Source organism: Arthrobacter pullicola, assembly GCF_014836875.1.
Lineage (GTDB): Bacteria > Actinomycetota > Actinomycetes > Actinomycetales > Micrococcaceae > Arthrobacter_B > Arthrobacter_B pullicola.
On record NZ_JACSQC010000001.1, the window covers coordinates 572,704 to 589,718 of the forward strand.

The 17,015-nt window shown below is 67.6% G+C and carries 20 protein-coding genes; 5 read left to right on the forward strand and 15 right to left on the reverse strand.

All coding sequences use genetic code 11. From position 1 onward, the window contains the following. Positions 1-60: 60 nt before the first annotated feature. The 3 genes from H9638_RS02795 to H9638_RS02805 form a co-directional block, all read right to left on the reverse strand. On the reverse strand, positions 61-1,041 hold the full coding sequence (locus tag H9638_RS02795) for a permease prefix domain 1-containing protein (protein WP_191745646.1): 981 nt from the start codon (positions 1,039-1,041) through the stop codon (positions 61-63). Continuing rightward, positions 1,038-1,376: a PadR family transcriptional regulator gene (locus H9638_RS02800; RefSeq protein ID WP_191745647.1), complete on the reverse strand. Its 339-nt coding sequence runs from the start codon at positions 1,374-1,376 to the stop codon at positions 1,038-1,040. Before H9638_RS02800 ends, H9638_RS02795 begins: the two co-directional genes overlap by 4 nt. 742 nt (positions 1,377-2,118) lie before the next feature. After that, positions 2,119-2,733: a GyrI-like domain-containing protein gene (locus H9638_RS02805; protein ID WP_191745648.1), complete on the reverse strand. Its 615-nt coding sequence runs from the start codon at positions 2,731-2,733 to the stop codon at positions 2,119-2,121. 154 nt (positions 2,734-2,887) lie between these two features. Between H9638_RS02805 and H9638_RS02810 the strand changes: the two genes are divergently transcribed. Next, on the forward strand, positions 2,888-3,601 hold the full coding sequence (locus H9638_RS02810) for an NUDIX hydrolase (protein WP_191745649.1): 714 nt from the start codon (positions 2,888-2,890) through the stop codon (positions 3,599-3,601). Here H9638_RS02810 and H9638_RS02815 read toward each other — a convergent pair. The 3 genes from H9638_RS02815 to H9638_RS02825 all read right to left on the reverse strand — a co-directional run bounded on the left by H9638_RS02815 (position 3,598) and on the right by H9638_RS02825 (position 5,791). Further along, on the reverse strand, positions 3,598-4,830 hold the full coding sequence (locus tag H9638_RS02815) for a CynX/NimT family MFS transporter (RefSeq protein ID WP_191745650.1): 1,233 nt from the start codon (positions 4,828-4,830) through the stop codon (positions 3,598-3,600). The genes H9638_RS02810 and H9638_RS02815 overlap by 4 nt on opposite strands. Positions 4,831-4,954: 124 nt before the next feature. Further along, on the reverse strand, positions 4,955-5,203 hold the full coding sequence (locus H9638_RS02820) for a hypothetical protein (protein WP_191745651.1): 249 nt from the start codon (positions 5,201-5,203) through the stop codon (positions 4,955-4,957). 90 nt (positions 5,204-5,293) lie between these two features. Further along, a complete protein-coding gene (locus H9638_RS02825; protein WP_191745652.1) occupies positions 5,294-5,791 on the reverse strand; it encodes a MarR family winged helix-turn-helix transcriptional regulator in 498 nt (165 codons plus the stop codon). Between the two features lie 183 nt (positions 5,792-5,974). Here H9638_RS02825 and H9638_RS02830 point away from each other — a divergent pair, with 183 nt between their 5' ends. Beyond that, on the forward strand, positions 5,975-6,232 hold the full coding sequence (locus H9638_RS02830; protein ID WP_191745653.1) for a hypothetical protein: 258 nt from the start codon (positions 5,975-5,977) through the stop codon (positions 6,230-6,232). A gap of 22 nt (positions 6,233-6,254) precedes the next feature. Here the strand turns inward: H9638_RS02830 and H9638_RS02835 are convergent, their stop codons facing one another. From H9638_RS02835 to fepB, 6 genes are read right to left on the reverse strand one after another with little or no spacing between them, the layout of a single operon-like run. Continuing rightward, entirely contained in the window at positions 6,255-7,619 is a 1,365-nt protein-coding gene (locus H9638_RS02835) for an enterochelin esterase domain-containing protein (protein WP_191745654.1), read from the reverse strand. Beyond that, on the reverse strand, positions 7,609-8,481 hold the full coding sequence (locus H9638_RS02840) for a siderophore-interacting protein (protein ID WP_191745655.1): 873 nt from the start codon (positions 8,479-8,481) through the stop codon (positions 7,609-7,611). The genes H9638_RS02835 and H9638_RS02840 overlap by 11 nt, the downstream gene beginning before the upstream one ends. Further along, positions 8,478-9,407: an ABC transporter ATP-binding protein gene (locus H9638_RS02845; RefSeq protein WP_191745656.1), complete on the reverse strand. Its 930-nt coding sequence runs from the start codon at positions 9,405-9,407 to the stop codon at positions 8,478-8,480. Before H9638_RS02845 ends, H9638_RS02840 begins: the two co-directional genes overlap by 4 nt. 39 nt (positions 9,408-9,446) lie before the next feature. Beyond that, positions 9,447-10,508, reverse strand: coding sequence for a FecCD family ABC transporter permease (locus H9638_RS02850; protein ID WP_318241759.1), 1,062 nt, complete (start codon positions 10,506-10,508; stop codon positions 9,447-9,449). Next, positions 10,505-11,524 carry a FecCD family ABC transporter permease gene (locus H9638_RS02855; protein ID WP_191745657.1) on the reverse strand — a complete coding sequence of 340 codons (1,020 nt, stop codon included), beginning with the start codon at positions 11,522-11,524 and terminating at the stop codon, positions 10,505-10,507. Before H9638_RS02855 ends, H9638_RS02850 begins: the two co-directional genes overlap by 4 nt. A gap of 23 nt (positions 11,525-11,547) precedes the next feature. Continuing rightward, on the reverse strand, positions 11,548-12,555 hold the full coding sequence (gene fepB, locus H9638_RS02860; protein ID WP_191745658.1) for a Fe2+-enterobactin ABC transporter substrate-binding protein: 1,008 nt from the start codon (positions 12,553-12,555) through the stop codon (positions 11,548-11,550). A 329-nt stretch (positions 12,556-12,884) separates the two neighbouring features. Here fepB and H9638_RS02865 point away from each other — a divergent pair, with 329 nt between their 5' ends. After that, entirely contained in the window at positions 12,885-13,826 is a 942-nt protein-coding gene (locus H9638_RS02865) for an alpha/beta hydrolase family protein (protein ID WP_191745659.1), read from the forward strand. Then, positions 13,823-14,254 carry a MarR family winged helix-turn-helix transcriptional regulator gene (locus H9638_RS02870; RefSeq protein WP_191745660.1) on the forward strand — a complete coding sequence of 144 codons (432 nt, stop codon included), beginning with the start codon at positions 13,823-13,825 and terminating at the stop codon, positions 14,252-14,254. Before H9638_RS02865 ends, H9638_RS02870 begins: the two co-directional genes overlap by 4 nt. Here H9638_RS02870 and H9638_RS02875 read toward each other — a convergent pair whose 3' ends face one another. Next, entirely contained in the window at positions 14,255-14,485 is a 231-nt protein-coding gene (locus H9638_RS02875; RefSeq protein WP_191745661.1) for a hypothetical protein, read from the reverse strand. A gap of 105 nt (positions 14,486-14,590) precedes the next feature. On the opposite strand from H9638_RS02875, the gene H9638_RS02880 reads away from it, so the two are divergent. Continuing rightward, positions 14,591-15,136, forward strand: a complete 546-nt coding sequence (locus H9638_RS02880; RefSeq protein WP_191745662.1) for a GNAT family N-acetyltransferase — start codon at positions 14,591-14,593, stop codon at positions 15,134-15,136. Between the two features lie 7 nt (positions 15,137-15,143). Here H9638_RS02880 and H9638_RS02885 read toward each other — a convergent pair whose 3' ends face one another. Further along, positions 15,144-15,845 carry an ABC transporter ATP-binding protein gene (locus H9638_RS02885; RefSeq protein WP_191745663.1) on the reverse strand — a complete coding sequence of 234 codons (702 nt, stop codon included), beginning with the start codon at positions 15,843-15,845 and terminating at the stop codon, positions 15,144-15,146. A gap of 50 nt (positions 15,846-15,895) precedes the next feature. Continuing rightward, complete coding sequence (locus tag H9638_RS02890) at positions 15,896-16,975, reverse strand: ABC transporter permease (RefSeq protein WP_191745664.1); 1,080 nt, start codon at positions 16,973-16,975, stop codon at positions 15,896-15,898. Positions 16,976-17,015: the final 40 nt, after the last annotated feature.

The following is a 17,015-nucleotide window of genomic DNA, read 5'->3' on the forward strand; positions in this document are numbered from 1 at the left end:
GCCGGGAACCTTCCCCGGCCGGCGCCGCCGTCGTCTGCCTTGACTGGTTCAGAACTGTGCCTACCTCAGCGCCTGCTGCGCCGGAACCGGCCGGCTGGCCTTCCAGGCCTTTCGGAATCCGTCACCGATATCCCAGAGCCCGATGACCAGAACCGCGGCGGCCGTGATTCCCGCGATCCAGCCGGAGGCATCGGCACCCCAGTCCACATTGGCCAGGAATGCCCAGTCAAACACCTGGTCCGTGGCCAGCAGCCAGAGCACCGGCACCATAAACAGCAGCGCCAGCACCGTATTCACGGCCGCGAAGGTGTAGGTCCAGCGGCCGGCCAGGTACAGCACGACGGCGAACCCGGCTTCGATGACCAGCAGTGCAATCACGTAGGGAAGCCAGAAACTCCAGAGAGCCTCCTGCAGCACCAGTACCGGTTCGCCGTCCAGGTACATCAGCGATCCGATCCGCTGCCAGAGCAGCAGTCCGATGAAGAAGGCTATGAGGACCACCGTGGCGATGGTGTCGCCCAGGGAGACCTGCGCCTTCCGCGGCAGGGCAGGAAGCATGGCGGGGGTCCAGGCTCCCAGTCCGAGGTCCTTCCGCCGGGTTCCGTTGTACTGGATGATCCCGAACGTCAGGGTCACCCAGAAGCCCAGGTGCACCAGGGCGTTGACGGCGGTGCCGATCGCGGCACCGAAGGCACCGGCCGGTTCCCCGGGGTCTATCGCCATCCGGACCACGATGCTGCCCACAAAAGCGAGCGGGACCACGATCAGCAGCAGCGTTTTCAGTAGCCGCCACCAGTCCAGGAACAGGTCCGGGCCAATGAGGTAGAGGGGCCTGCCGGTGTAGCGCGCGGCCAGCCGGGCCGGATCACCGAGCTCGGTGAGCACATCAGTCTCGGCTTCGGCCGGAGGCTGTCCGCCCTCCACCCGGGCCTCGACGTCGTCGGTAATGGAGCCGCGCAGTTCGCGTTCGATATCGCCACGCTGTGCTTCGGGGATCGACCTCAGGGCTGCGAAGACATAGCGGTCGGTAAGAGTACTCATGATTGTCTTCCTTCGTTGAGCTGGCGAATGGAGCCGTGCAGGCTGTCCCAGTCGCGCAGCAGCGCTTCGAGCAGTTCCCTGCCTTGTTCAGAGGTGGTGTAGAACTTCCGCGGCCGTGCTTCCCCGGTGTCCCAGGAGCTGGTCAGCAGGCCCTGTTTTTCCAGGCGGCGCAGCAGTGGGTAAAGCGTGTTGGCCTCGACGGCGAAACCCGCCTTATCCAGTGCCTCCAGCAGGCCGTAGCCGTAGCCGGGCCGCTTGAGGATGGAGAGGCAAGCCAGCACCACGGTTCCGCGGCGCAGTTCCTGCAGGTGTCCGCCGAGCAGTTCATCGTCCATGACTCACACTATGGTGTGTCAGACACAATAATGCAACAGGTTGTGGGGACTTTTTTCGACAGAGTTCAAGGGGGTCATGGCTGGTGCCGTGCTGGTGCTTTGTTCGCCGTTGTGCCGGCGGGGTGCTGGCTTGTGGGCGGGCGCCATGGTGCTGCTGAGGGCATCCATCACCGTGCTGCCTCTTCGTTCGCCGCTGTGCTGCTGGGCGGCGTCCGGCATAGGATCCGGCACGGCGCTCAGCCGGTGCCGCCTCGGAAGCCGTGGGAAAGAGACCATCGGCCGAAGCCACCCAGGTCCCCCAGAGCCGCCCAGTTTCCCACAGTGTGGTGCAGAAGTTGCCTTGGGGGAAACATCTGCCACAGAGGTAACAAGGGGTGGGAGGCTGCGCGGGAGCTGTTCGGGTTCGGGACCAAGGCGGCACGGATTCCCACTCTATGTAACCTGCCGTGACTGGTGGGGTCACATCAGCCTCAGGAGTGAACTTAGAGTGGGAACGCGTGTCGCCCCCGGCCGAGTGTCCCGCCCGGGGACCAGGCCCACACTCGATCCGGTGCCGCCAGGGATCCAGACCGCCCCCGGCCATGCACCATGCCCATGGCTGCGAATGGGATCCGCCCCCGGCCACGAACCAGGTCCGGGTCGAGGTCCGGGTCGGGGCCGGCCGCCCCCGGGCCGCCGCCCACCCCCAGACCCGCCGCCCACCCGGCCGCCGCCCCCGGGCCGCCGCCCGCATGCCGTCCGCTCAGCGGCGCCGGACTGGCTGCCGCAGGATGGTCTTCAGCTTCTCCGGCGCCGTCCGGCGCGGATCACTCAGATAAATCTCGTGGTGGTCACCGTTGAATTCCAGGCTGTTGCCGGGCATGTAGTCGTTGTGCAGGCGGGCCAGGACCGGCGCTTCGTCATCATAGGGACCGGTATGCAGGATCTGGACGGAAAGCCCCTCCGCCAGGCTAAGCCAGCGGACCCGTTCCACCGACTCCAGGCCCTTTTTCGCCAGCACCTGCGCCACGGCGTCGTCGAGCAGGGCGGGAGTGATCCACTCCGGCTGGCTGATCAGCATGGTCCATTCCCAGGAATCCTTGTTTCCGCGCACAAAATCGGCCGGATTCTCCGCCCGCCACAGCCCTTCCAGCGGTCCGACAACGGAGTCGCGTCCGAGGGTTCGCTTGGCTGCGAACTTCAGCGTGTACGCCACTGAATACAGGGCTTCCACCGCTGCGGCGTAACCCGGGGAGGTGTTGGGGTTGCCCTGCCCGTCCATGGCGATGAAATTCTGCTCGGGAACCTCCACCAGGGTGAAGTCCGCGCCCGGGGCATAGAGCTCCGGGCGCTCCTTTTTGATGTCGAACTTGTCCATGGCGGACCTCTTCCACCTGTGTTCGGTCAGGACCCCAATCCAAGTCCACGCTGCGGGCTCAGGCAACCCCGCTGGGCCCGCCCCCTCATGTCGGGGCATGGGTTCGATACGATCCAAGCTGGAAACCGAATGAAGAGTTCACGACAGGGGCACGATGACACTGGTAGGTACTGCGGCCACGGTGGTGCTGCTGCGCGACGGCACGGCAGGGTTGGAAGTTCTGCTGCTGGAACGGCCGCGTCACACGGGTACATTCGCGGGTGCCTGGGTCTTCCCGGGCGGCCGGGTGGACCCCCAGGATTATGAAGCGGCGGGGTACGCCCCACCGGCCGGTGCCGCCGGACCCCCGGACCCCAGCCGGGACCTCGCTGCTGCCCGGGTTGCCGGGGCGCGTGAGACGGCTGAGGAGACCGGGCTGCTCCTTCCCCCGGATTCCCTCACCGATCTGTCCTGCTGGATCCCGCCCCTGCAGGCACCCAAGCGGCTCAAGACCTGGTTTTTCCTGGCGGCGCATCCCGGCGGTGAGGTCCGGCTCAACCCGGGTGAACTCATCGATTCCGCCTGGCTCACTCCCGCTGCGGCCCTGGCCCGGCACCGGGAAGGCAAAATGCTTCTGGTGGCCCCGACCTTCGTCACGCTGACGCTGCTGCAGCAGGACGCCGACGTCGCGTCCGCTTTGGCACGCGCAGCAACAGGTCCGGTGGAGACATTCAGCAGCCGCCTCCTGGGGGGTTATGAGCCGGATGCCGTGATCGCCTGGCACGGCGACCCGGAGTATCCGGACGCCGCCCTGGCGGGGCGTCCCGGCGAAGGGGCACGGCACCGGCTGACCATGCGTGGAAGCGACTGGCGGTACGAGCGAAGCTAGGCGCTGCGCGTCGTTCCCGTGCGGGGGCCCTCGGGAAGGACCCGGTTGCGGCCCGCCAGCAGGGCGATGCCGCAGCACACAGCCATGGCCCCGGCACTGGCGGCCAGCGGCAGGGTCCAGTCCCCGCTGAGGTCGTACAGGAAGCCGAACACCACCGGGCCCGCGGCGCCGATGCCGTAGCCCACCGACTGTGCCATGCCGGAGAGGGAGGCCGCCTGGACATGGTTGGTGGTGCGCAGGCTGAACAGGGACAGGGCCGTGACAATCAGGCTGCCCGCTCCCGCTGCGCTGATTACCACCCAGAGCAAGGGCACTGCGGGGGCCAGCAGCAGCCCGAGGAATCCAGCCGTTGCCAGGAGGCTGCCGAAGACGGCGACCGGGCGCTGGTCGCGGAAGCGGTGCAGTAATCCGCCGGTGAGCAGGCTGGAAACCATGCCGACCAGCAGGAAAACGGAAACATGAAGCCCCGCAGTGGTTTCAGAGATGCCCTGATCGTGTTCGATGCTCGGCAGCCAGGTCATCAGGATGTAGAACGCCAGGGACTGCAGTCCCATAAAGAGTGTGACCTGCCAGCCCAGCAAGGTGGTCCAGGGGGAACGGTAGCGGACCTTAGGGGTGCGTCCGGGGCCGGAGGCGGGTGCCGGATCGCCCTTGAGGGTCGGGAGCAGCGCGGCCATGGCGATCAGCGCCAAACCTGCCCAGATGCCGAGGGCAAGCCGCCATCCGGTGCCCTGGGCGAGGGAAATCGGAACAACGACGGCGGCACCAAGCGCCGCGACTGCGCTGTGCGCCGCGATATAGATGCCGGTCAGCTGGCTGACCCGGTCCGGAAAATCCCGCTTGATCAGTGACGGCAGGAGGACGTTCAGGAAGGCGATGGCGACGCCGATGAGAATGGTCCCGATCCAGAGCGCCGCCGGCAGGGGCATGGAGCGGAAAACGGTTCCCGTGGCCAGCAGTGCCAGGGAGAGCCACAGGGCCCGGTCCAACCCGACACGGGCGGCGAACGCCGGAGCCACTGGCGAAAACAGTGCAAAAGCAATCAGCGGCAGGCCGGTCAGGAAGCCCGCCTGGGCGCTGGTGAAATCGAGTTCCCGCCCGATGTCCGCCAGAAGCGGCCCTACGGATACGAACGCGACGCGGAGGTTTGTCCCGATCAGCAGGACGCCGGTGAGTGCGAGGCCTGCACGAACCGGCTGATTGGTTCTGGTCCGGCCCGATACCGCCACGCTTCTCCCTTGCAGCCACGAATATGCTCTGCATCACGTTAGCGCGGGACTCAGCCGAAACAGCAAGGACGCCTTATATGACGCAGCAAGTAGTTGCGGGAAGCGTGGCCGTGGCCAGTGGCGGTTAGCTGGCCGTGCCTTCGGTGGAGATCTGCTCGATCTCCTCGGGGGTCAGGCCGGCAACTGCTGCGATGCTTCCGGTCTCCAGGCCGTCGTTGACAGCCGTCTGCACCAGGTCGGTCAGGACCTGCTCGGCGCGGTCAACGGCCCACTGCTGCGCTTCCAGCTGGGATGCGGCCAGAGCCAGAGTGGACAGCGAATCTTCGGTGGGAGTGGGAAGAGCGGGATCCTGCGTGGAACCTGTTGCTGTCATAGTCTTTATCCTTCGGTACGCCCCTGGATGCTAGCCAGGCAAGCTAGTTGTTAACCAGACAAGGTCTGGAGTGTTCAGCTAATGCCAATCTTACCGGTCGGCTTCAAGGGCCCGGGTCATCTGCTGCAGGAAGCGGGTAATGGTTGCCGCCTCCTCCGATGTCAGTGCTTCTGCGGCCTCCAGCATCTTTCGGTGCATCGTTCCCAGCGTTTCCCGAACCTCCCGGTCCGCGCTGTCTGTGGGAATGATCTCCAGTGCACGCCTGTCTGTGGGGTGCGGGCGGCGGAGGAGATAGCCGCCCTTCTGCAGCCGGTCGATCAGGGCCGTGGTGGAAGCCGTGGAGATTTTCAGGAAGCGGGAAAGGTCCTTGGGTCCGATCGACTGCCCGGACTGCCGTGCCCGCATCACGTAGCGAATCGCCAGCAGGTCGGTTTCATTCATTCCCATGGAGTCACGGGTGCGCCGCCGCAGGGCTGCCTCAGCAGCCCGGTACGCGCGCAGTGAGTTTAGGACGTCGACGCCGCCGACGGTCTCAGGCGATTGCCGGTACCAATATCCGGCGCCTGTGGGGTTGACGGTTTCAGGCATGCGGACAAGTTTAGCCCAGCGGATTAGTAGGCCGCCTACTAAATCGGATTCTTAGGACCGGGTTACTCAGCAAACTTATCATCTAGGGTGGGTAGTCCAGCGGCCGGGATCCGCTCCCAGCCCGCACCACTGGCTGGACCAGCCCGCCTGGCTCGAGTGCAGAAGCAGCAAAGGAGACCGCGCATGGCCACACCACATGAAGGACCGGTAATTCCCGGAAGCAATGAGGAGGACACGCTGGAGCAGCAGGTCCCGGTTGATCCGGACACCGTGGAGGACGAGAGCGCCGAGGATCCCGTCCGGCCGCACGGAGATCCGCTGCTGCCGGGTGGGTCAGAGGCAGACCGGCTGGAGCAGGCCAGGGACAGCGGCGGCCCGGACGGCGAGGAAGACTATCCCCGCGACGTGGGAGCTGAGTATCCGGAAGACAGTGCCGGCTAGCCAGGTTTGACTGCCGGAACGGTCACTGCCCGCTGAACAGGTCTGAGAGTCCGCGGATCAGCCAGGGATGCCACCAGGCCCAGTCATGGCCCCCGGTGATGGAACGGAAAGCGGTATCGACTCCGCTGCCGGCCAGCACGGTGTTGAGCCGCCCGGCGGGCTCGTGGATGCTCGGCTCATAGCGGCCTGCCTGGATCCGGACGCGGAGTGGTTCCTGAACCGCCAGGAGAGGTTCCGCCAGGTCATAGCGCCACAGGGACGGCGACTGTGCCAGGGCTGTACCGGCCGCCTGCGGGTATCTGGCCAGCTGCCACAGCGCAGCCAGTCCGCCATAGCTGGCGCCGGAGACCACCGTCTGCAGCGGATCCTGCGTGACCGGAAGCGCCTGACGCAGTTCCGGCAGCAGGTCCCGTGCCACGAAGTCCACGCCCCCTTTCGGGCCGGACAACTCCCGCGAACGGGTGGGAACATCCACTGAATCGATCATGGCCACGTGAATCGGCGGGAGCACGCCGTCGGCAATAGCCCGGTCCAGGGTGGCCGGCAGGTTCTGGTACTTCGCCCAGACCTGGCCGTCGTGCAGCAGGACCAGTGGTGTCCGGCGGCCGCCGGACACGCGGGGCCGGTACAGCCAGAGCGTGCGCAGCTGGCCCGACTGCCGGTCCCGGACCTGCCGCAGTTCCAGCCCCCGCACAAAGTTGCCAAGCACCTGCCGCGGCGCAGTGGGAACCCCGGGAACCCCCGCGTTCCTGCGGCCGGACAGCCGGGGCCGGGCCGGTTCACCCATGATGCTTGCTCCGGATTCTGCGGCCGGCGTGGGGGTGGCGAGCCACCCGGTGGAGGGCGCGTCGGGCAGCCGAAGCACCGACGTCGGCGCCCCCGCCATGCCTGTGCCCAAGGCAGGATTCCGCGGGTCCGGACCGCCGGCGTCGGCCGCCAAGCGCACAGCCCGCCGGTCGTCCGCGGACTGCCAGGGCGCGGGCGGCGCACCAGTATGTACGGTAATCCGGTAGCTGCTTTCCCAATCCGCCGGCATCCGCCAGGTCAGGGCCCACAACCCGTCCGGCAGCGCTTCGAATTCACAGGCGCTGACCGTGTCCGGATGCACCATGGCGTTCGCGGAGAGGATGACTGCCGTGGCCAGCGGATTCCGGTACAGGAAGGTGACGGCCCGGACCGCCGGATCGCCCTGCGGGTCCTCTTCAATGAGCGGCAGTTCGCGGGTGTCCCAGCCGGCAAGCAGCTGCGCCCGTTCGGGTACGGAGAGCGTTTGCCAGTGCGCGCGGAAGTGTCCCGGAAGCGTGGAGAGCGCGGGGGCGGGCTGCGGTACGGGATCCCGCGGCAGGGGAAAGCTTCCTTCCGCGGCGGCCGGGATCCTAGTGGTCATGGGCGTACCGGGGCGATCCGTGGTGGTGGTCTTCTTCCTGGCCGGGCAGGATGGTCTCCAGTTCACCCTCCACCCGGTCGTGGTCCGTGGCCCGGCCATAACTGACTTCGTCGACGCCGCGGTTCCAGTAGCCGATGATCAGCTGCTGTTTCCGCGGGAAGCCCAGCGACTTGAGCCAGCTCCGCGCAAAGCGGACGACGGCGGACTCCGCTGACACCCAGACCTGGACTTCACCGGCGGCCAGCTCGGCGGCGGGGAACCTGGCTGCGGCCAGCGCTTCCTGCAGGAGCATGGTGGAGCCGGGCTGTGCACCGTTGCGGTGCAGCCAGCGGACTTCCACGCCGGCGGGAGCATGGAGTTCCTGCTCTTCCGCCGGGCCGGCGACCTCGATCAGGGCCAGTCCGCGCTGCTGCGGGCCAAAGCGTTCAATCGTGCCGCCAATGGCAGGCAGGGCCGTCTCATCACCAGCCAGCAGTACCCAGGCGGCCTCGCCCACCACCACACCGCCGCCGGCCAGGGCAGCGATCTCGTCGCCGCGGACCGCGTTCTCGGCCCAGGACGCAGCCACGGATGTCCCGGCATGCCGGACGAAGTCCACACTCAGCGAGGAAGCATCCGCCGCCAGGGAGCGGACGGTGTAGGTGCGCACGCGTTCGCGCTGACCCGGCTTCCATTCCCAGCCGCGCTCACCGCGTCCGGGCAGGTCCAGGGGCTCGTCCGGGACCGGGAAATAGAGCTTGACGTTGGGGATGTGGGCGCCAGCGTTTACGTAGCCGGCAACCCCGGGGCCGCCGAAGTGGACCCGCCGCATCAGCGGGGTTACGTCTTCGACCCGTTCGACGGTGAGGATGTGGCCGCTCATGCGCGTGCTCCTTCGGTAAGCGGCGCCGGAGTGCCGGGCTGTCGGGAAATGCCGGTGGGATCAGTGGCGGTGCCGGGAAGGCCGTGCGGATGAACTTCGGTTCGACCGGCCCTGCCGGTTCCAGGCAAACCTGAGGAAGGGTCCTCCGGTTCCAGGGGGACTACCAACGGCCCGCCGGTGGCCGGATCGGGGATGACGAGTGCCTCGATCCCATAGATTTCCTTCATCAGTTCCGGGGTGGCGATCTCTGCCGGCGTCCCCTGCGCCACGATCCGGCCGTCCTTCATGGCGATCACATGGTCAGCGAAGCGGAAGGCCATTCCCAGTTCGTGCAGCACGGTCACCAGTGTGTAGTTGCCGGTGCGGTGCAGGCCCCGGCACAGCCGCAGCACCTCCAGCTGGTGCGCGATGTCCAGGAACGTGGTGGGCTCATCCAGCAGCAGCACCGGGGTGTCCTGGGCCAGGACCAGGGCCAGCCAGACCCGCTGGCGCTGCCCGCCGGAGAGTTCCCCGACGGTGCGGTCGGCGAGGTCCTGCACTCCGGTGGCGGCCAGGGCCGCGTCCACGGCCTGCTGGTCCGCCTCGGACCACTGGCGCAGCAGCGACTGGTGCGGGAACCGGCCCCGGGCCACCAGGTCCGCCACGGTGATGCCGTCCGGCGCCGTCGACGTCTGCGGCAGCAGCGCCAGCTGCCGCGCCACCTCGCGGGTGGGGTAGGAATCGATGTCCCTGCCCTGCAGGAAAACCTGCCCGGACGCCGGCTTCAGCAGCCGCGAGAGGGCACGCAGCAGGGTGGACTTGCCGCAGGCATTCGGGCCGATGATGGCCGTGAAGGAGCCCGGCGGGATCCGCACGTCCAGGTGCTCGGAGACCGTACGGCCCTCGTAGCCGATTCTCAGGCCGCGGCCGGAGAGGACATCTTCCATGGGGTTCTCCTTGCTGGGCATGGGTTTATGCGGCATGGGTCAGACCTGCTTGCTGCGGGTCAGGAGCCAGAGCAGGTACACGCCGCCGACCAGCCCCGTCATCAGGCCGATCGGAATGGCCGCCTGGATGGGCAGCCGCTGCGAGAGCAGGTCTGAACCGGCCACCAGCACAGCGCCCATCAGAGCTCCGGTGCCGATGTGGACGCCGGGGGAGCGGGTGAGCCGGGAGGCGAGCTGGGGTGCGGCGAGGGCAACGAAAACGATCGGTCCGGCAGCCGCAGTCGCCACGGCCGTGAGGCCAACTGCCGCGGCCATGGCGATGATCCGGGTGCGTTCGGTCCGGATGCCCAGGGCCCGGGCGGCGTCGTCGCCCATTTCCATCTGGTTCAGGCTCCGGGACAGTCCCAGCAGCACCGGCAGCAGGAGCGCGACGGCGATCAGCACCGGTACGGCGTGACCCCAGTTCCGCGCGGCCAGGGAACCGGAGAGCCAGAGGTGCGCCTCCGCGGCCAGATCGGAATCCCCCTTGGCCAGCAGGATGGTGTTCACGGCGGCGAGCATGGCACCGACACCGATGCCGATCAGCACCAACCGGTAGCCGCCGGTCACTCCGCCGCTGAGCGAAAGCAGGTAGACGACGCCGGCAGCCAGCAGTCCGCCCGCTACCGCGGCGAGGGCGGTGGCTCCTGGCCCGGCGTCGAACAGGACGATCTGCGCCACGGCTCCGGTGGCGGCACCGGTGGTGAAGCCGATGATGTCCGGCGACCCCAGTGCGTTGCGGGAAATCGATTGGAAGGTGGCTCCGGCCGCGCCGAGGCAGGCACCAACGCCCAGGGCAGTGACGGTGCGCGGCAGCCGGATCTTCTGCACGACCTTCAGGGTTTTGTTCTCCCCCTGGCCGAAGACCGCACCCAGCACGTCGCCGAACGCCAGGGCGATGGTGCCGGTCTGCATCCCGGCAATGCCCAGCACGACGGCGGCGGCGGCCAGGATGGCGCCGGTCACCAGGGTCCGGCGGCGGTAGCGCAGCCGCATCGGGCCCAGTTTGAGGGTGCGGGTGCCGCTGCGGGTCCCGGCCTGCCGGATCTTGAGGGTGCTCACAGCTTTGCCAGCTTCCGCCGTCGGGCCAGGGCAATGAAGAAGGGAGCGCCAACCAGGGCGCTCATCACGCCGGCGCCGATTTCGGCGGGTGCTGCAACAACCCGGCCAACCACGTCGGCGAAGAGGAGCAGCAGCGCCCCGAGGAGCATGGACAGCGGCAGCAGCCGGCGGTGGGCCGGGCCGGTGATCATCCGGGCGATGTGCGGAGCGGCCAGGCCGAGGAAGGCGATGGGGCCGGCGGCGGCGGTGGCTGCACCGGCCAGCACGAGGATGGCGAGGGCGCCGAGGATCCAGGTGGTGCGGATGCGCACGCCCAGGGTCCGGCCCAGGTCAGCGCCGAGTGACATGGAGTCCAGGCTCCGGGACAGCGGCAGCGCTGTGAGGGCGGCGAGCAGGCAGGCGCCGAGGACCCAGGGCAGCACATCGTAGCCGCGGCCCTGCAGGGACCCAGAGGCCCAGGCGGCATAGGCGGTGATGGTTTCGTCCGGACCTCCGATCAGAATGATCTTGGTGCCCGCGCCGAGCATCACGGACAACCCGGCACCGGCCAGGACCAGGCGCACCGGATTGGTGCCGGCGTCGTGCGCCCGTCCCAGGAGATAGACCAGCACGGAGGTGGCGGCCGCCCCCGCAAAACCCAGCCACATGTATTGGTACGGGGACCTCATATTGAAGAAGCCCAGGCCGATGGCGACGGCGAAGGCTGCTCCGGCGTTAACGCCCAGCAGGCCTGGTTCGGCCAGCGGGTTGCGGGTCAGCGCCTGCATCAAAGCACCGGCCAGGCCCAGGGCGGCGCCGACCGTGATGGCCAGGAAGGTGCGCGGCAGGCGCAGTTCCCGGACGAGCAGGTGGGTGTCCTGGGACGGGTCGAAGGCGGTCAGGGCGGCCCAGGTGTCGGCCAGCGGGATGGTGCGGGAGCCGGAGGCGAAGCTGGCGAACGCCAGCAGCACCAGCAGGGCCAGGCCGAGGGCCCAGGCACTTGCCTGCCGGTGCTGCGTGCGCGGTGTTTGGAACACGGTGTTCTACTGCGTAACTGGAGCTATTTCGCGGCGAAGGAGGTGTTGAACCAGTCGATGATGTCACTGGCACTGAAGTAGTCCAGGCGGAAGGACTCCGGACCCATCGAGTAGACCTGACCGGCCTGCACGGAAGGCAGGTTGGCGAGCGTCGGATCGCCGGTGAAAGCCTCCACGGTGGCTTCGGTGGAGCTGATCAGGAAGGTGTAGTCACCGGTCACGGAAGCGGACAGGCCCTCGTAGGAGGTGAAGGCGAAGTCCTCGCGCTTCTGGGTGGAGGTGTCGAACTGCTCGTCCGGATCAACGACGGTGAAGCCCAGCGCGGTGAGCAGCTGGGAATGCGGGCCGGTGCTCTTGCCGACCGGGGAAACGTCTCCGGCGTTGAAGCTGACGATCGAGGCGGTGGTGCCTTCCTCGATGGCCAAAGCTTCGGCGGTCTTGGCGGCTGAAGCGTCGAACTCCTCGACTACGGAGGCTGCCTTCTCTTCGAGGCCGGTGGCCTCGCCGAGTTCCACGGCCAGGTCCTGCCAGGTCTGGTCGCCGTAGTTGACCACGATGGTCGGGGCGATTTCGCTCAAGGCGTCGTACTGGTCCAGCACGGAGTCGGCGCCGGAGGTGGAGACGACAATCAGGTCCGGATCCTCGGCGATGACGGCTTCGAGGTCCAGCTCACCGATCGTGTAGAGGGGTTCGACGCCGCGTTCCACGGCTACGTCTGCCCACTGACTGAAGAAACCGTTCTCATCCGCGGTGCCGCTGCGGGCGGTGCTGACAGAGGTGGACGTGACCGGTGCGTCGATGGCCAGCAGTGTCCCGGTGACCGAAAGGGAGGTGGAGACGATGTTCTCCGGCTTGGCGTCGAGGACGGTCTCGCCTGCCTCGTGCACGATGATGCGGGGCCATTCGGCGCTGGCGGCCGCGCTTTCGGTGGATTCAGCTTCTGCGGCACCGTCGCTGCAGGCTCCGAGGGTGAGGGCCATGATCGCGGTGGCGGTGAGTGCCAGGGCCTTTTTGGGCAGGGGAAGACGCAAGACGTGCTCCTAGGGAATGCACGCCGCCACGGACGCGGACGGCGGTGAGTTGACAGCGCTGACAGCATCGGCGCTGCAGCACTGGTTAGCCTAACCTAAGTCACTTGGAATTACGCAACGTTACTGTGGGCTAATCGTACTGGCTGGGGAAATTCGCACTATGAGGGCCTAACGGGAACGCCGGCGACCGGGAAACGCCTCGGTTTGGGCGGAATCATCCGGTTTGGGACTTCGCTGCCGCCGCGGATCGGAGCGAATGACACAAACCGGAGCGTGGCCGTGGGTTCGGCCTATTGTGCTGGCCGACGGTTCGGCCCAGAATGGTTCGCATGCGAAATATCGACGCAGTCCCAGCGGCTGTCCCAGCAGTTCAGTCGGAGCGGGTGCGCATTGGGGTGCGGGCGGGGACCATCGGCGGGACACTGCGCATCCCCGGCTCAGAGAGCTCGGTCCCAGACAGCTCCGCCCCGCGGCCGCCCCGCGCGGCAGTCACCATCCACCCCGCCACGGCCGTTCCGGAGCGGCTCTACAACGGCTTCGCGGAATATCTGGCAGGCGAAGGGTTCGCCGTCCTGACCTACGACTACCGGGGAACCGGCGCCTCCGGTGGAGCGAAGGACAACCGCAGGCTCCGCATGCGGGACTGGATGGACGACGACGTCCCGGCCACCGCGGAATGGATGCGGGAACGCTTCGCCCACCTGCCTCAGGTCGCCGTCGGGCACAGTCTTGGCGGACATGCCCTGGCGCTGAACAACGGGACCGAAGGGCTCCGGGGCTTTATGACCGTCGCCTCCCACGCCGGAGTCAGCGCGGCCATCCCGAACCGGACAGAACGGGCCCGGGTGGAACTCATCCTGCGGGTCCTGGGCCCCGGGGCGGCGCGCCTGCTGGGATATGTGCCGGGCCGGAAACTCGGACTGGGGGAGGACATGCCAGCCGCCGCCATGCTGGAATGGAGCAAATGGTCCCGGACTCCGGGTTACTTCTTTGATGATCCGACCATGCATGCCAGGGAGCGGACGGCGCGCGTGCGGACCAATGTCCTGTGCGTTGGTTTGGACGACGATCCGTGGGCGACCCCGGAGCAAATCGGAGTGATTGCCCGCCAGCTGGTAAATGCCAAGGTGCAGACCCGGACCTACGCCCCGGCGGACGCCGGCGTGACCGCGATCGGGCACATGGGATATTTCCGGCGGGGCCCGGGAGCGGTGCTCTGGCCGGAGGCCGCGGCCTGGCTCGCCGCCACGGCAGGGGTTGCCGAAAAGTGAGACCGGACCAGGAAAAACCTCCCCGCCTGGTGTTCCTCCTGATGGAAGCCGAACGCCGTCTGGGCCGCTGGATCAGCCGGCGGGGCAGCAGCCGCGGGATCAGCGCCGCAGCTGCCGGAGTCCTTTTTTATGTGGCAGGCAATCCTGCGGCAACCACCGGGCAGGTGGCCGAAGCCCTGCACGGCTCGGCCGCCGGGACCAGCGGGCTGCTGGCCCGGATGGAGTCAGCCGGGCTGATCCAGCGCACTTTGGATCCGGAGGACCGGCGCAGCATCCGGATTTCACTGGCACCGGCAGGGGAGGACGCGATGAAGGACGTCCGGACAGCCGTCTCCGACCTCAACGGCTTGGTGACAGACGGGTTCAGTGCCCAGGAACTGGAGACAGTGGCCCGCTGGCTGGCGCACGTCTCCAAATCGGTGGGCTGATTAGATGCTGCAGGTGCCGGTGAACGGATCACACAGCGACTGGCCGCCGTTCGGCACAGCGTAGACACCATCGCCGCCTTCGATCAGCCGGAGTGCACCCATTTCCTCCAGCTCGGTGAGCACCCTGAGGGTCTGCACTCCGCCGAGGTCGAACTCCTCCGCTACTTCCTGCGGCTGCACACGTCCGTAGCGCCGGACGAAGTCAATGACGTTCTGGTTGAGCGTCAGCATGGCACCTTCCTGTCCTGTTCTGTCCGCGGCCAGGATCGCCGGCCGCGGCCAACACCAGCGTAACGGCAGGGGACCCGCCCACATTCCCGGGCCTAGACTGGCCGGATGCAGACCCTGGCCATGGAACGCCTCCTTCTCCGCCCCTGGAAAACCGGGGACGCTGACTTCGTGTACGACATGTACTCGCGCTGGGAGGTGCAGCGCTACCTGGGCCGGGTGCCGCGGGTTATGCCGGACCTGGCCGAGGCCCTGGCCATGATTGAACGGTGGAGAAACCTGGACGATCCCGTGCACGGCATCTGGGCCATCGAACGCAGGGGTACGGACGGCACCGGGGACGGCCAGCTGGTCGGAACGCTCCTGCTCAAGTCCATCCCGGCCTCCGGCGAGGTGCCGCTGCAGCCCTCCGGTGACACCGAGATCGGCTGGCATCTCCACCCGGATTTCTGGGGGCACGGCTACGCCACGGAGGCTGCGTCCGCCGTCCTGCAGCTGGCGCTTGCCTCCGGACTGGAGAAAGTTGTGGCCGTCACCAACCCGGCCAACACTGCCTCCCAATCGGTCTGCCGGCGGATCGGCCTGGAACACGCCGGACAGACCGAGAAGTACTACAACACCACCTGCGAACTGTTCGTCAGCCGGCCCGGTTAGGCGGGCTTTAGGCCACGGACGCCGGGAGGGTCAGCTTGCCGTCGCGCATCCGGGCCACCGAATCCATCAGCGGGAGGAACTCGACGTCGTGGGTCACCAGCACCGTGGCCAGATCAAACTCCTGGGTGACCTGCCGCAGCAGCTTCATGATGGAGGCCGACCGTTCATGGTCCAGGGCCGCCGTCGGCTCATCCACCAGCAGCAGGGACGGGTGCCCCATCAGGGCCCGGGCAATGTTCACGCGCTGACGCTGGCCGCCGGAGAGCTGGTGCGGGCGCTTCGCCAGCTGGCCGGACAGCCCGACGACGTCGAGCAGCTCCGCGGCCCGCGCTTCCGCCGGCCGGGTGCTTTCCCCGCGCAGATGCGCCACGGCCACCAGCTGTTCCTGGGCGGTCAGCGCGGGAAGGAGGTTCGGCTGCTGGAAGACGATGCCGATCTCTTCCCGCCGCAGCCGGGACCGTTCAGCGTCCGTCATGCCGGCGACGTCGGACCCGTTCACCAGCACCGTCCCGGAGGTGGCTGGGATGAGGGTGGCTGCCACGGCCAGCAGGCTGGATTTGCCCGACCCTGAGGGGCCGGCCAGGCCGGTGACCGTGCCGCGTTCCGCCGCCAGGCTAACGTGGTCCAGGGCCTTGATGGTGTTGTCCTGGCCGTCCGGGTATTCCAGGGTGACGTTCTCGAGGAGCAGGGGAGTGGTTGAGTTGGTCATGGTGATCCTGTCAGTCGCTTGAATCGTGTGGGGTGGGATTGGCAGGCGGTCTAATTTCCGCCAAGAGCCAGCAGCGGGTCCACCCGGGTCACGCGGCGTACGGCAATCGCTGCACCGGCCAGACCGAGCAGGAAGACACCGGCCACCGGCAGCACCGTTGTGGCGGCGGTCGCGGCGAAGGGAGCTACCTGGGCGGCCAGGGCGCCGGCACCGGCACCGAGCAGTCCGCCGGCAATGGTTCCGCCGGCCAGAATGACGGCGGCCTGCACCAGGGCGTCGCGCAGGACGTAGGACTTGGTTCCGCCCAGAGCCCGCAGCACGGCAATGTCCCGGGTGCGCTGCAGCGTCCAGACAGTCAGGAACGCCACGATCACCAGGGCGGAAATGCCGTAGAGGAACGCCTGCATCATCAGCAGGGAACCGTTCTCCGAGGAGTAGGCCGGCAGGGCGGACAAGCTGGCGGAGCGGGTCAGGCTGGTGGTCCCGGCAGCGGCGTTGGCGGCGTCTAGCCCGGCATCGTCCCGGCTCCCGCCGTCGTAGTTCACGGCCACGACCGTCCCGGCCACACCGGGCTCGACGTGCGCGAACTGCTTCCAGTCCACAATCGAGGCCCAAAGGACCGGGGTGTGGCTGTACCACTGGTCTTCGATGACTCCGGCGACGGTCAGGGACTCTCCGTTGACGGTGGCAGCGGTTCCGGGCAACAGGTCCAGGTCATCGGCGAGCTGCTGGCTCACCACGATCTTTCCGGTGGCCACGCCGTCCGGAGCCAGGCCGCCGTCCGGGACCGCACCGAACAGCGCCGCGGAAGCTGTTCCGCCGGATTGGATCCGGCCCTGGGCGATGCCCAGCGGCTCGGCACCGCTCACACCGGAAGCCTGCTGCCAAGTCTCCAGCTGTTCCGGACTGACCTGGGATTCGGTGAAGGACGCCTTGGGTTCGGTTCCCGCCGGCGCACCGAACACCACCTCGTCAGCGTGCAGGTCCTTGATGCTGGACGTGGACTGATCGGCGAGTCCGGCGGTGAGGCCGGAGAGCATAACCAGCAGGAAGCTGATAAGCGCGACGACCGTTCCCATCAGGGCGAAACGGCCTTTCGCGAAGCGGATCTCCCGCAGGGCCAGATACATGGGCTGTTTCCTTCGTTGTGCTGTTGTTTCTTCGTCAGAT